The sequence below is a fragment of the Sphingobacterium sp. JUb56 genome (genome assembly GCF_014191365.1).
GTDB classification, from domain to species: domain Bacteria; phylum Bacteroidota; class Bacteroidia; order Sphingobacteriales; family Sphingobacteriaceae; genus Sphingobacterium; species Sphingobacterium anhuiense.
Genome location: NZ_JACHWL010000001.1, coordinates 1950650 through 1965133, shown reverse-complemented (window position 1 = coordinate 1965133; position 14484 = coordinate 1950650). Strand labels below are relative to the sequence as shown.

At 38.2% G+C, this 14484-nt stretch carries 12 protein-coding genes; all 12 read left to right on the top strand.

The genetic code is table 11. From position 1 onward, the window contains the following. The first annotated feature begins 128 nt into the window (after nucleotides 1-128). The 12 genes from FHR29_RS08225 to FHR29_RS08170 all read left to right on the top strand — a co-directional run bounded on the left by FHR29_RS08225 (nucleotide 129) and on the right by FHR29_RS08170 (nucleotide 14459). Complete coding sequence (locus FHR29_RS08225; protein WP_132767653.1) at nucleotides 129-590, top strand: hypothetical protein; 462 nt, start codon at nucleotides 129-131, stop codon at nucleotides 588-590. A gap of 167 nt (nucleotides 591-757) precedes the next feature. Beyond that, nucleotides 758-1528 (top strand): hypothetical protein, encoded by a 771-nt coding sequence (locus tag FHR29_RS08220; RefSeq protein ID WP_183913704.1) that lies wholly within the window; start codon nucleotides 758-760, stop codon nucleotides 1526-1528. A 199-nt stretch (nucleotides 1529-1727) separates the two neighbouring features. Continuing rightward, nucleotides 1728-2627, top strand: a complete 900-nt coding sequence (locus FHR29_RS08215) for an AraC family transcriptional regulator (protein ID WP_132767657.1) — start codon at nucleotides 1728-1730, stop codon at nucleotides 2625-2627. Nucleotides 2628-2818: 191 nt separating this feature from the next. Continuing rightward, the gene (locus tag FHR29_RS08210) at nucleotides 2819-3976 is read left to right on the top strand and encodes an efflux RND transporter periplasmic adaptor subunit (RefSeq protein WP_183913702.1); all 1158 of its coding nucleotides are present in this window, start codon (nucleotides 2819-2821) and stop codon (nucleotides 3974-3976) included. A gap of 22 nt (nucleotides 3977-3998) precedes the next feature. Further along, entirely contained in the window at nucleotides 3999-7163 is a 3165-nt protein-coding gene (locus FHR29_RS08205; RefSeq protein ID WP_183913700.1) for an efflux RND transporter permease subunit, read from the top strand. A 32-nt stretch (nucleotides 7164-7195) separates the two neighbouring features. Further along, on the top strand, nucleotides 7196-8614 hold the full coding sequence (locus FHR29_RS08200; protein WP_183913698.1) for an efflux transporter outer membrane subunit: 1419 nt from the start codon (nucleotides 7196-7198) through the stop codon (nucleotides 8612-8614). A gap of 221 nt (nucleotides 8615-8835) precedes the next feature. Then, nucleotides 8836-10161: an inositol-3-phosphate synthase gene (locus FHR29_RS08195; protein ID WP_132767664.1), complete on the top strand. Its 1326-nt coding sequence runs from the start codon at nucleotides 8836-8838 to the stop codon at nucleotides 10159-10161. A gap of 65 nt (nucleotides 10162-10226) precedes the next feature. Continuing rightward, complete coding sequence (locus FHR29_RS08190; protein WP_132840354.1) at nucleotides 10227-10940, top strand: NDP-sugar synthase; 714 nt, start codon at nucleotides 10227-10229, stop codon at nucleotides 10938-10940. Further along, a complete protein-coding gene (locus FHR29_RS08185; RefSeq protein WP_132840352.1) occupies nucleotides 10937-11845 on the top strand; it encodes a hypothetical protein in 909 nt (302 codons plus the stop codon). The genes FHR29_RS08190 and FHR29_RS08185 overlap by 4 nt, the downstream gene beginning before the upstream one ends. Further along, nucleotides 11811-12773, top strand: coding sequence for a CDP-alcohol phosphatidyltransferase family protein (locus FHR29_RS08180; protein WP_207898405.1), 963 nt, complete (start codon nucleotides 11811-11813; stop codon nucleotides 12771-12773). Before FHR29_RS08185 ends, FHR29_RS08180 begins: the two co-directional genes overlap by 35 nt. Beyond that, entirely contained in the window at nucleotides 12754-13755 is a 1002-nt protein-coding gene (locus FHR29_RS08175; RefSeq protein ID WP_132840349.1) for a lysylphosphatidylglycerol synthase transmembrane domain-containing protein, read from the top strand. The genes FHR29_RS08180 and FHR29_RS08175 overlap by 20 nt, the downstream gene beginning before the upstream one ends. After that, nucleotides 13752-14459: an HAD family hydrolase gene (locus FHR29_RS08170; protein WP_183913696.1), complete on the top strand. Its 708-nt coding sequence runs from the start codon at nucleotides 13752-13754 to the stop codon at nucleotides 14457-14459. The genes FHR29_RS08175 and FHR29_RS08170 overlap by 4 nt, the downstream gene beginning before the upstream one ends. The last annotated feature ends 25 nt before the right edge of the window (nucleotides 14460-14484 follow it).

Sequence of the window (14484 nt, the reverse complement as noted above, 5' to 3'; positions counted from 1 at the left end):
ATATAGAGTATTCCTTATGCTTATGTCAGGTATTTGGTATAATATTTGGGTGTAGAGCTTTAAAAAAAGAATACACTGCTACTTTTAATCTTTAATTTGAAAGTAGCAGTGCTTAAATAAAGTGATATATGAAAAGCATAATTTTTTTGGCAGTTTTGCCATTGTCCATTTTAGCAAGTTGTACGTCTGGTAGCAAGGGGAGTGAAGAAACTAAAACGGGTGATTCACTAACGGTAGAATTTATTGGTTCAGCACCGTTAGATATAAAAAATCCAGAAGGTAAAGTACAATTATATGCTGTTGCAGAGAATATAGCTGATGTACCAGCAACATTATTGGAAGAAAAAAATATTCAACAGTCTGGCGTTCCTTTCACAATTGATTTTGTTTTACCAAAAGATCATAAATCGCATATAAAGCCTGCGGTAGCTGCACATGAAGCAGTCAAATATTATGTTACTGTTAAATGGGATTCGGATGGTAACGGAAAAGTAGAAAAAGGAGATATTATGATTGATTATGACAAACAGTTCCCAAATGTAAAACTTGGAGCAGGCAAGCAACAAGTTTATTTGACCGTTATTAAATAATAGTGAGGTAGCACCGATCGTATGTATATATCCATTAATGCTATTTTAAATTTAAAATGATAAGTTTCTAACTGCTTTTCAGAGTAAATAGTAACTATTTTTATGAATTGTGATTTAGGAAGTATCATTATTTTAAAAAAATTGATAACCATTTAACGCTAGAAAATATGAAAAAAATAATCACATTATCGTTTGTTATTTTGACGATGATAAGTTGTAGGAATAGGGATTCAAAAACTGAAAACCGTAATGCTGCTTTTGAAGAAATAACAGGTAAAACAGTTACTTTCTCAGAGCCGGCATGTTATGCTTACAATGACGGCAATAATCATATTTCGTTGGAATTTACTGATATAGGACCAACTCTTAAAGGAAACCTTACGTACGCTTTCGCCGAGAAAGATAAGAATACTGGAACTTTCGTAGGGCAGCTGAAAGATAATGTGCTGCTCGCAGATTATACTTTCCAGTCAGAAGGAGTAACTTCTGTTAGGCAGGTTGCATTTAAAGTAAGTAAAGACACATTGATTGAAGGATATGGTGATATGAATGCTGAAGGGACGGCTTTCAAAGATATAAAGCACTTGAATTTTACCTCAACTATGCCCTTGGTAAAAGGAGATTGTGCTGAAAAAAAACAAGGTTGCCTGTTTGAGGATGGAAAATCATACTCGGAATTGGAGCAAAGGTGCATTACATTAGCCACTTTAAAAACAACCTTAAACCCTTTGAAGGATGGGGCAAGAACGGAAGGTAAACAAGCCTATGTTTACTTTAGTTCGGACAATTCTAAAGCTGAAGTTTTTTTGCCCAATTCTAATAATGGTATAGTATTGGAAAAAAAAGGTGAAGGAAACTGGGTTTCTGGAAATTACATCCTCATGGCATGGAAAGGATATGTGTTACAGGATAAAGGTGTAGCTGTTTACGGCGGATAATTATTTCAGTTTAAAATACAAACAATTACAGCAACCTTACATGAAAGGTTGCTGTTTTTTTATGCTTATCATTGTAGTATAACAGCTAACCAATATGTATGTTTGACTTTTGACAGAAAATTGTCAAAAAACAAAAAGAGTAAAACAAAACTTATTTTAAATTTTAACTTAGACATGCTCTTTGTTAGCGTTTAAGATTATGGATCGTCGAATTACATTTTTTACTTTAAAGGAGTTTGTTGCCGAGCAGATGAACAAACAACAGTATGAGGGATTTACTATCTGTCATTTACAGAAAAGTAATATGACTGACATTCGCTCTTATGAGCCTATGCGCACTGACAGTTTTGGAATGAGTATTATCCTAAAAGGAAAGCTCGGCATGCGGATTGGTTTTTCTGAACAGGAAATCCAGGAAAATATGGCATTCTTACATTCACCGACTACAATTATTGAGTTTTTGGAAAGGAGTGATGATCTGGAAATGATCAGTTTTATGTTTTCTTTAGATTTTGCTAAAAAAATAGGCATGTTTTTTCAAGGCAGATCGTCCTTAGATTTTTTGTTTGACAATTATTTAAAGGTATTTTCCTTACGTGAACCTGTAGTTAAGCGATTTGTAGTTTATCTAGAACATTTAAGAGAAGTTAATCTGAGTCCTACACCAACTAAACATCAGGCGGAAATTATTAAAAGTACTTTTGCACTACTCAACTACGAAATAGAATCAGAACTTATGGATCATGTTATCGGTCAAGTCGTACTCAGTGGCCGAAAAGAAAAATTATGTTTGGATTTCATTACGCTGGTGGTAGATCAATTTCACGTTCACCGTTCAGTCCAGCATTATGCCGATTGCTTATTTGTGAGTCGAAAATACCTCAGCAGGGTTATAAAAGAAGTTACAGGGTTAAGCCCGCTGCAGATTATTGAACAAACATTGATGGCTGAAGTGACAGCTAAATTACGGTCTAATTTTTACTCAATCTCAGATATCATGCAACAATTGAATTTTAGTGATTTACCTACTTTTAGCAAATTCTTTAAAAAGAATACAGGTCAATCCCCGATTCTGTATCGTAAAGAATTATTAACTTAAATTTATCCCGAACTAATTTAGTGTCTTTTTGACAAGTTAAAGCTCCCTTTAGACTTTTTAACCGATTTAGTCAGATATATATTTGTATTAATTGTACATGAGGAGAAAAGATGGGGTCTGAAGTCCAATATTTTAGTGACTAACCCTTCTTTTCGAATCTTTAAATATAGCGAGAACATAATATATTTTAAATGAATCGGAAATTAGTTGTTCAATCAACATTGCTAGGCTTAAGCCTAGGATTCCTAACAAGTTGTGGTCAAAAACCAAACCAGGGAGGGGAGGCACCCGCAGCCTTAGAAGTTCCAGTGATGACACTTCAAGAAGAAAATGGAATATTAACAAAAACTTATGCAAGCAGCATTGAAGGAGTTGTAAATGTTGAAATCCGTCCACAAGTTTCCGGTTATCTGGCTAAGATCTTTGTTGATGAAGGTGCATATGTCCGGGCTGGGCAGACTTTATTTCAAGTGGATGATCGTACCTATAAAGAGCAGTATAAAAATGCGCAAGCATCTATTTTAGCAGCTAAGGCGAATCTGTCCAATGTTAAAATAGATCTAGATAGGAAAAAAGAATTAGTAAGTAATAAACTCGTATCTAATCTACAGGTTGACCAAGCACAGGCAACGTACGAAGGTGCCCAAGCAGCTTTAGCGCAGGCAAATGCCGTTTTTGAAACAGCGAAAATTAACCTTGAATTCTGTACAATTAAAGCTCCGGTCAGTGGCACTATAGGTCGTATTCCTTATCGATTAGGAAGTCTCATTAATCCTGCTGCAGTCGAACCCTTAACGCTCTTATCAGATACGCATGCCGTATTTGCATATTTCTCAATGAGTGAAAACGATTTTGTTAATTTTCAAGCCGCACTACCGGGAAATTCTGTTGCTGAAAAGTTGAAGCAAGCCGCTCCTGTAACTTTAAAAACAGCTAATGGACAGGACTTTCCACATTTAGGAAAAATTGATGCTATTGAAGGTCAATTCGACAAGAATACAGGTTCGATCAGTCTTCGGGCAAAATTTGAAAACCCGCAAGGACAATTACGAACAGGAAACACAGGGAAAATAGCATTAGATCAACATATTGAGCAGGTTGTTGTGGTTCCGATCACAGCAACGACAGCCATTCAAGATAAAATTTATGTCTTTACGATCAGTAAAGAAGGAAAGGCGGTACAGACGCCAATTGAAGTAAGTGGTAAACAAGAATCTCAATACTTCGTCAAATCAGGTGTTACAGCAGGTGATCAGATAATTACAAATGGACTTAGTTTCCTTCAGAATGGTATGCCTGTTAAGGTGAAATCCGCAACCACAGTAAAAGATAGCGTGAATAAATCTTAACAACCATTTATCCTTAGTCATTATGTTAAAAAAAATAATTAAAAGGCCAGTATTGGCTACAGTTATATCCATATTGCTGGTTATTCTGGGGGTCGTGGCTATGCTCGGTTTACCCATTACCAAATTTCCTGAAATCGCCCCACCAAGTGTGACCGTCATGGCGACTTACCCAGGTGCCTCTGCCGAAGTAATTGCTAAGGCAGTAGCACCGCCATTAGAAAATGCCATCAATGGTGTAGAAAATATGGACTTTCTTACTTCTACATCCAGTAATGACGGTAGTTTGATGATTACTGTTGTTTTTAAATTAGGAACAGATCCGGATCAGGCCGCAGTAAACGTGCAGAACCGAGTATCGCAAGCAACCAGTATGTTACCTGCAGAGGTTAATCAGATCGGTGTAAGCACACTAAAAAGACAGAATAGTATGGTGGCCATGGTTACGCTATATTCCGATGATAATAAATCAGACGAACTTTTTATAGAGAATTATGCTAAGATCAATATTGTTCCAGAGCTAAAGCGTATTACAGGAGTCGGTGATGCACAGGTATTCGGTAACAAAGATTACTCGATGCGTGTTTGGCTCAATCCAGCTCAGATGGCTTCCTATGATATTACGCCGCAAGAAGTGTCTGCTGCGATCCAGACTCAGAATATTGAAGCTGCTCCAGGAAGATTTGGAGAGAGTACCAAGGAAGCTGTAGAATATGTAATCCGATATAAAGGAAAGCTGGCTGAAGCAGTCGATTATGAAAATATCATCATAAGGGCAAATGCTGATGGTTCCGTGTTGCGTCTGCAGGATGTGGCTAATGTTGAGTTTGGCTCCTACACCAATACGGTTGCCACAGCTTATAATAAGAAACCAGCGATTATGATTGCTCTCTATCAGACAGCTGGTTCAAATGCCAATGCAGTAGAGATAGAGATGCAGGAACGTTTACAGGAGCTTTCAAAGTCATTTCCTGCAGGTATTAAATATACTACACCGTACTCTTCTAAGGAATCTTTAGATCAGTCTGTTGCTCAAGTTATCACCACCTTGCTAGAAGCTTTTGTACTCGTTTTTATTGTTGTATTTATCTTTTTACAGGATTTTAGATCGACATTAATTCCAGCGATTGCAGTTCCGGTTTCTATTGTTGGTACATTTTTCTTTATGCAACTGTTTGGATTTTCGATCAATCTACTGACCCTTTTTGCACTCGTACTTGCAATTGGGATCGTTGTCGATGATGCCATCGTTGTCGTAGAAGCAGTACATGCTAAAATGGAGAAGAAAAAGTTAAATGCAAAAGCGGCGACAATGTCTGCAATGAGTGAGATCACAGGCGCTATTATATCCATTACGCTTGTGATGTCGGCAGTATTTATACCCGTTGCTTTTATGGAAGGCCCTACAGGTGTGTTTTATCAACAATTTGCTTTGACCTTGGCAATGGCAATTCTGATCTCAGCAGTTAATGCACTAACCTTAAGTCCTGCATTATGTGCGTTATTATTAAAATCACACGATGGGCATCATGAGGAGAAGAAAACAAATTTTAAAGAACGTTTTTTCGCAGGATTTAATGCAGCTTTTAATAAACTGACATTTCGTTACGGTAAATCTGTCCTTTTCTTAATAAAACGTAAAACTGTGGCATTCTCAGGACTGGCAGTGCTATTGGTATTGTTTGTATGGATGTTCCGTACCACACCGACAGGTTTTATACCCGATGAGGATCAGAGTTTTTTAATGGCCATGGTCAATACGCCACCAGGTGCATCTTTAGATCGGACAACTAAAGCCATAATCGATGCAGAATTAGAAATTCAGAAACATCCTTCTGTAGAATCGGTGATCAGTATTTCGGGTTTAAATATGATGAGTTTTAGTACTTCATCTTCTGCAGGGGTACTGATGATCCGCTTGAAACCACTCAAAGAAAGGGGAGAAGTTAAAGATATCAATCAAATTTTAGTTGCTCTTCAAGGACAGTTACAAGGAAATCAAAGTGCAAACTTCTTTGTATTGGGTATGCCGACTGTATCGGGTTTTGGTAATACTTCAGGATTAGAAGTTGTTTTACAAGATAAGACCGCTGGCAGTTTAAGTAAATTCAGTGAAACGGCCAATGGATATATGGGCGCATTGATGCAACGACCTGAGATCGCATTTGCCTTTACCACATTTAATGCATCCTATCCACAGTATGAAATGGTTGTTGACGAAATGAAGGCCAAACAGCTTCACGTGAATGTCTCCGATTTAATGACCTTGATGCAAGGATATTACGGAAGTATGCAAGCATCCGATTTCAATCGTTTTGGAAAGTATTACCGTGTTGTCATCCAGGCATCTCCTGAGTTTAGGTCAGATCCTTCCTCTTTAGATGGAATTATGCTTAAAAATCAATTGGGCCAGATGGTACCGATTAACAGTTTAGTACAATTAAAACCTGTATCTGGTCCAGAAACAGTAGAGCATTTTAATTTATTTAATGCCATTAACATTACCGCGATGCCAAAACCTGGGTATAGTACTGGTCAGGCGATGCAAGCTATAGATGAAGTTAGTGCTACTTTTTTACCCAATGGTTTTGCGCATGATTGGAAAGGAATGAGCCGTGAAGAAAAATCATCCAGTGGCCAGACTGCTGCTATTTTTGGATTATGTATTGTTTTTATATACTTCTTGTTATCAGCTCAATATGAAAGTTATATTCTGCCATGGGCAGTTTTGATCAGCATTCCCTGTGGTCTGTTGGGCGTATTTGTAGGAATTGGTTTTGCAGGTCTATCCAACAACATCTATGTACAGGTTGCTTTGGTTATGTTGATCGGACTTTTGGCCAAAAATTCTATTTTGATTATTGAGTTTGCTATTCAGCGCAGACGCGCAGGAAAGAGTATCGTAGCCGCCGCTGTTGAAGGTGCAAAGGCAAGACTTAGGCCGATTTTGATGACATCACTTGCGTTTATAGCAGGTTTGTTGCCGTTGCTGTTTGCAGTAGGGCCTTCGGCGATCGGGAATCATTCCATCGGTTATGCTGCAGTATTTGGTATGCTTGCAGGAACTGTATTCGGGGTGTTTTTAACACCGGTCTTGTTCGTCGTGTTTCAGTACCTGCAGGAACGTATGAGTGGAAAGCCTGCGGAAGAAAGCGATTGGGAGTATGAAGAAACAGAAGTTTCACATTAAAAGTAAATCAAATGTTAAGCATTAACATAAATATGAATAAAATAAATATGACTTGTCTTTGTCTCACCTTAATGGTAACGGCTGCCTGTAAGTCTGTGAAATATGTTCCTAACCCAGTAGCAGTACCTGCAACATTTACGCAGGATAATCGAGTCATTGAAAGTGATGACAGTTCCATTGCATCACTGTCATATAAAGAGTTCTTTAGTGATCAGATTTTATTAGATCTTATCGATACCGCGCTTATGAACAACAATAATCTACAGGTGGCTATTAAACAGATTGATATCGCAACCGAATCTATGAAACAGGCAAAATGGGGTTATTTACCACAGATTGGATTATCAGCAGGAACGGGAACAGTAACCAGACCATCTGATAATAGTATGAATGGTATGATGGCTGGTCAATTTATGGGAAAAAAATACATGGAGGATTACACAACTGCAGTAAATATTTCTTGGGAGGCAGATATATGGGGTAAGATCAAGGGACGTAAAGAGGTGGCGCTGTCCAGTTATTTACAGACTCAGGAAGCCAGTAAGACAATTCAAACACGCTTGGTTAGCACCATCGCACAGGGATATTATAACCTGCTGATGCTTGATTTGCAAAAAGATATCAGCTTGAAAAATTTGGGTTTAATCGACAATATTTTACAGATGACGCGGGTACAGCATGCTCTGGGACTCACGACACTTTTAGCAGTGCAGCAACAAGAAGGTAACCGAGATCTTGTGTTAAAATCTATTCCGGTATTGGACGAGCAGATTATCATTCAGGAAAATGCTTTGCAGGCATTGGCAGGTCGCATGCCGGGTCATATAGAAAGAAAAACTTCTTTAGTCACTTTAAAGGCAAAAGATCATCTCGCAACAGGTGTTCCTGCTATGATGCTGGCTTTACGTCCGGATGTAAGAACTGCAGAACTGGAAGTCCAAAAGTCATTCGCACAGGTGCATGTTTCTAAAGTAAGCATGTACCCGAGTTTAAATATTACAGCACAAGGAGGATTAAATGCTTTTAAAGCAAGTGATTGGTTCAATATCCCAGGTTCGTTATTTGGAGCCTTAACGGGTTCACTGACGCAACCAATAGTACAAGGTCGACAGCTAAAGACAGCTTTCAATCAGGCCAAAATAGCAAGTGCACAGGCGGAAATTCAGTTTAAAGAAAGTGTATTACAGGCAGTAGGTGAAGTATCCAATATTCTAGCCAGTATGGCATCTTTAAAAGAGCAGGAAGAAATATCACGCGGCCTGGTTGCCCGCAATCAGGAGATGATTCGAAATGCCGATATTCTCTTTAAGAATGATATGGCAACGTATTTAGAGGTGATAGCAGCGCAGCAAAGTAAGTTGCAGGCCGAACTCGATAATGCAGCTATTAAGAGTCAAAGGCTCTATAGCGAAGTCAATTTATACCGTGCCTTAGGAGGGGGTAGACATTAAAAGAATAGTACGTGGTAAGTCTATTATATCTGTTTAACGAGTGTCTTGAGCCCTAGCGCTTAGGACATTTTTAACAGTGAAAAGATAATTAAATTTTATTTAAACACAACAAAATCAAGTAATAAGTGTTTAACGATGTACTCTGGTAGCTTAAGACCAGAAAATCAATAATAACGAGAATTCTAATCCATTAATTTTAAATATCACTTAAATACAACAAAATGAAACAACAAGTGAATGAAGCAAAAGGTAAGCTGGGAATATTAATTCCGGGCTTGGGTGCAGTAGCCACCACATTGATCGCAGGTGTCGCAGGTATCAATAAGGGGTATTCAAAACCCATAGGTTCAGTATCACAATTGAGCCGCATTCGTTTAGGAAAACGTACAGAAGATCGAAATCCTTTGATTAAGGACTTCGTACCCTTGGCAAAATTAGAAGATATTGTGTTTGGAGGATGGGATGTATATGCCGATAATGTCTTTGAAGCAGCTTCAAAAGCACGTGTTTTAGAACCTTATCAATTGGAGCAAGTACGGGCGGAGTTGGAGCAAATTAAACCTATGAAGGCTGTTTTTGATCGTAATTTTGTTAAGAATCTCGATGGACAGCATATTAAAGAGGGACTTACACGAAGAGCTTTGGCCGATGCTGTACAAGCAGATATCCAGAACTTTAAAAAAGAAAATAACTGTGACCGTATCGTAGTACTTTGGTGTGGCTCAACTGAAAAATATATTGAAGGAAATGCTATTTTTGATAGTCTGAAAAATTTTGAAGATGCTTTGGATCAAAATGATCTGCGTATTCCACCTAGTATGATTTATGCATATGCAGCTTTAAAGCAGGGCGCACCTTATGTTAATGGCGCACCAAATTTAAGTTGTGACGTTCCTGCCATTGTGGAGCTAGCACAGTTGATGCAAGTAGCAATAGCGGGAAAAGATTTTAAAACAGGTCAGACTTTGATGAAAACAATTGTTGCTCCCGGTTTACAGGCTCGCGCATTAGGAGTTGAAGGCTGGTTCTCAACCAATATTTTAGGAAATAGAGATGGACTTGTATTAGACGATCCGGAAAATTTCAAAACAAAAGAAGTCTCCAAGCTAAGTGTGCTTGAAGAGATTTTGGATGCTAAGAAAAACCCAGAGTTGTACGGTAATCTATATCATAAAGTACGTATCAACTATTACCCGCCACATGGCGATAATAAAGAAAGCTGGGATAATATTGACATTTTTGGCTGGATGGGATACAAAATGCAGATAAAAATTAACTTTTTATGCCGTGATTCTATTCTGGCTGCGCCTGTCGCATTAGATCTAGCGTTATTTATAGATCTGGCACAGCGTGCAGGTATGTTCGGTATCCAAGAGTGGTTATCGTTCTATTTAAAATCTCCACAGACTGCTCCTGGATTACCTCCAGAGCACGATATTTTTAAACAGCTCATCAAGTTGCAAAACACGTTGCGCCATATGATGGGGGAAGATCTGATTACACACTTAGGTCTGGATTACTATCAAGAGCTAGTGGATAGCATGTAACGCATTATACAATTTACAACACCCTTGAAGTATTTTTAAATACTTTAAGGGTTTTATCAATTAAGATGGAGTACGCAATTATAGCTGCCGGTGAAGGGCAGCGATTAAAGAAGGAAGGATTTAAAAAAGCAAAGCCTTTGTTGCCTTTGTTAGGTGTTCCGATGATCGAGAGACTGATCAATATTTTTGCAGCGCAGGGGGCCAGATCTGTTTTCATTATTATCAACGGAAAGAATAAAGAATTACATAAGTTTTTGGTCAAACATGAATTTAAAATTCCTATTCATTTGTTGATCAAAGATACCGTGAGTTCCTTACATAGTTTTGTTGCTCTGCAAGAAGCATTTCCCCATTGGGATTCCTGCTGTCTTACAACAACAGACACGGTGTTTGAACCGGATACCTTTGGCCAATATGTAGAGGCATTTCAACAGGGAGATATGGACGGATTATTTGCTGTTACTCCTTTTGTTGATGACGAAAGCCCTTTATATGTGACCGTAAATAGCGATAATAGAATTGTTTGTTTTTCAGATAACAAATATCCGCAGGCAGCATTCGTATCGGGTGGTATTTATTGTTTACGAAAGAAGGCCATGCAGGCTGCTGTTGAATCCTTAGCAGCAGGCAATCAGCGCATGCGAAATTATCAGCGATTCCTTATCGATAAAGGATTTATGATCAAAGCGTATCCTTTTGCCAAAATTATTGATGTGGATCATCTACATGACAGGGAGACGGCTGAATATTTTTTAATGGAGCAAAAGAGCCAATCATGAGAGTATACGCAATACTAAGGAAAAATGATTTCTCGCCAAATCATGTTAATAATGATACAGCAATTTTTCAAGCAGTAATCGGATTACTGGAAAAAGAAGGTGTCAATATCACCCAGGTAACAGAAGATGATTTTCTTTCTCTGAAAGGTTATCAAAAAGAACCCATTATCACAATGGGAAGATCCAAAGCATTAGTGCGTTATTTGCAAGAGCTGGAGCGTAATGGCGTTTTGATTATCAACTCATCATTTGGAATCCAGAGCTGCTATCGGACTATTATGACCGAAAAACTGTTAGAAAATGATGTGCCTTATCCAGCGAGTGTAGTTGTTAATACCCACGATGATATAGGAGACCTGTTTGATCATTATGGCTTACCGGGTATATGGATAAAAAGAGGCGATTTTCATGCCGTTCATAAGGAAGATGTCAGTTTTGTAAGCACTAAGGACGAAGCAAATAATATATTGGCAGAATATGCTTTGCGTGGTATTGATGACGCTGTCGTATCGCAACATTTATTTGGCGATTTGGTAAAGTTTTATGCAGTCTCTGGAACCGATTTTTTCTATTGGTTTCATCCTTATGATCTAAATCATCATAAATATGCCGCTTATGAGCAAATAAACGGTGCAACAGCACATTACCCTTTTGATAATGAGGCTTTGAAACAGGCAGCGGAACGAGCAGCTGAAGTTTTGGGAGTCACTATCTATGGTGGAGATGCTATCGTCCAAGCTGATGGAAGTTTTCATATTATAGATTTAAACGATTGGCCAAGCTTTGCGCCTTGCAGAGAGCAGGCCGCAGAAGCAATAGCCACTCATATTTTTGGAAAATTTTCTGAATTTATAGATCGGATGATCTTTAATGAAGAAGATAAAGATGATCGGAATTATGTCTAAATCAGAACATACATTATTTGAACAGTCACTCAAATCGAATGACACAGAAGAGCGAATCGATATTTGGTTCTACAGGCCCATAGGTTACCGTATCGCTAAGTTTTGTGCCCGAATAGGAGTGACACCCAATGCCGTGACGATCACCAGTATATTTTTTGGTGTAGGAGCCGGGATTCTGTTTTATTACGGTGATTTATGGATCAATATCATCGGCATGCTATTATTGGTATTTGCCAATTCTTTAGACAGTGCAGATGGACAGTTGGCCAGGATGACTGACAATAAAAGTCGGTTTGGAAGAATTTTAGATGGATTTGCAGGTGATTTCTGGTTTGCGGCCATTCATATTGCTTTATGTTTACGCTGTATGAATGAAGGTTGGTCTGCCTGGATTTGGGTACCAGGTGTTTTAGCTGGAGTATCCCATGTATTTCAATCAGCAATGGCTGACTATTATCGCAATGTCCATTTGTATTTTATAAAGGGAAAAGCAGGTAGTGAACTAGATAATTCGAAAGAGCTTCAGGCAGAGTTGGACAAAATGAGCTGGAAGAAAGACTTCTTTCAAAAATTCGTACTGAACGGTTATAAGAATTATACCACCATGCAGGAGAATTTTTCACCAAAACTGCAACAGTTATTGCAGATGGTTAAGAACAAGTATGCCGACCAGATGCCAGCATCATTTGTCAACGCATTTCGTATCCGTAACCGTCCATTGATGAAGTATACCAATATCGTACAGTTTAATACACGCGTACTGTTTTTGTTTCTATGGATCTTTATTGATCAGGTCTGGTTATATTTCTTTTTTGACATGTTTATTTTAAATCCGATACTGATCTATATGTGTAAAAGACAGGAGCAAGTAAGTGCTCATTTCATCGATCAATTAGCGACAAATCAATATGATGAAAAACATATATAAGCTTATTTTCTTGATCATTGGAATAGCTACACTTGCTTATATGATTTTCAGTATTGGTCCAGTAAATATTTGGAACAATCTGTTGCAGACCGGGTGGTGGTTTGTGCCCATATTGCTAAGTTGGTTGGTGATCTATGTAATGAATGCTTTTGCTTTTAAATCAATCATTGAAGAACCGAACGTTCCTGAAACGAAACTGCCCTTTATCAAAATTCTACAGTTGACAGTAAGTGGCTACAGCATTAATTATGTTACACCCTTTGTCGCTTTAGGCGGCGAACCTTACCGGATCATGGAATTGAAACCACATTTGGGAGAAGCAAAAGCGAGCTCCTCGGTGTTGCTGTACGGTATGGTGCATATTTTATCGCATATTGTTTTTTGGCTGGTTTCCATCTTTTTGATTCTAGCAGTAGTGCCCTTAAGTGCGAGCATGCTGATCGTCTGTTTATTTATTTTATTCTTTGGACTCGGTATTTTTTGGTCCTTTTCAAAAATTTATAAACGAGGATTTACAGTCACTATCGTACGCTTTTTTCAAAAGATTCCATTTGTAGGTAAGTACGCTCGTACATTTTATGAAGAAAAAAAAACAGTACTCGAACATGTTGATCAGCAGATCCAAGATTTATATACACAGCGTAGACCACAATTTTTTGTAGCACTCTTTTGGGAATTTTTCGCTCGGGTTGTCGGTTGTGCCGAACTTTATTTTATTGGAGTAGCACTGGGACTCGATATGAGTGTGATTCAGGCTTTTATAGTTAGTTCAGGATCTTCGCTTTTCGCTAACCTGATCTTTTTTCTACCTATGCAATTGGGTACACGTGAAGGAGGATTGGCAATGGCAGTCACAAGTATTGGTTTCCCCGCATCGGTAGGTATATTTATGGGATTGGCAACCCGTATTCGTGAAATTATTTGGATTGGTATAGGGTTGATTTGGATGAGTATTGTCCGCAAAGATTATAAATTAAGATGATAAAAATAACAGGTATAAAGGGATTATTATTTGATTACGGCGGAACATTGGATACCAATGGAAGACATTGGGCAGCTGTTTTTTGGGAATATTATCAATTTTATGGAGTAGCGACCGATAGGTCGGGTTTCTACGATGCATATGTATATGCTGAACGAAAAATGGCTACAAATCCTATTATAAAGCCACTTTTTAATTTTAAAGATGTGCTTTTAGCTAAGATAACAGCGCAATTTGAATATTTAAATATGACCTCTCAGGTAGATAGTGTCGGATTGCAAATTGTTAATGCCTGCAATAAACTAGTAGAAGATTGCCTTGATCACGTTAGGCCATTACTTGATACTTTATCGAAACAATATAAAATGGTGATGGTATCTAATTTTTATGGAAATCTGGAACATGTTTTAGATGATTATCAGTTGCTGCATTATTTTGAGGCCGTTGTCGAATCTGCACGAGTTGGAGTACGTAAGCCTAACCCTGAAATCTATACTTTAGGTGTTTCAGCTTTAGGTATACCTGCAAATGCCTGCCTGGTGATTGGAGATTCCTATACCAAAGATATGGAACCGGGAAAAGTGAACGGTTGTCAAACACTTTGGTTGAATGGAGAAGGTTGGGAGGAACAACCGCTTCACTCAGCTTCATCAGCAGACTATACCATAACAGATATAGCACAACTGAAGGAATTCTTGGTATAATTCCTTTTGTTGTATTTTGGAAATC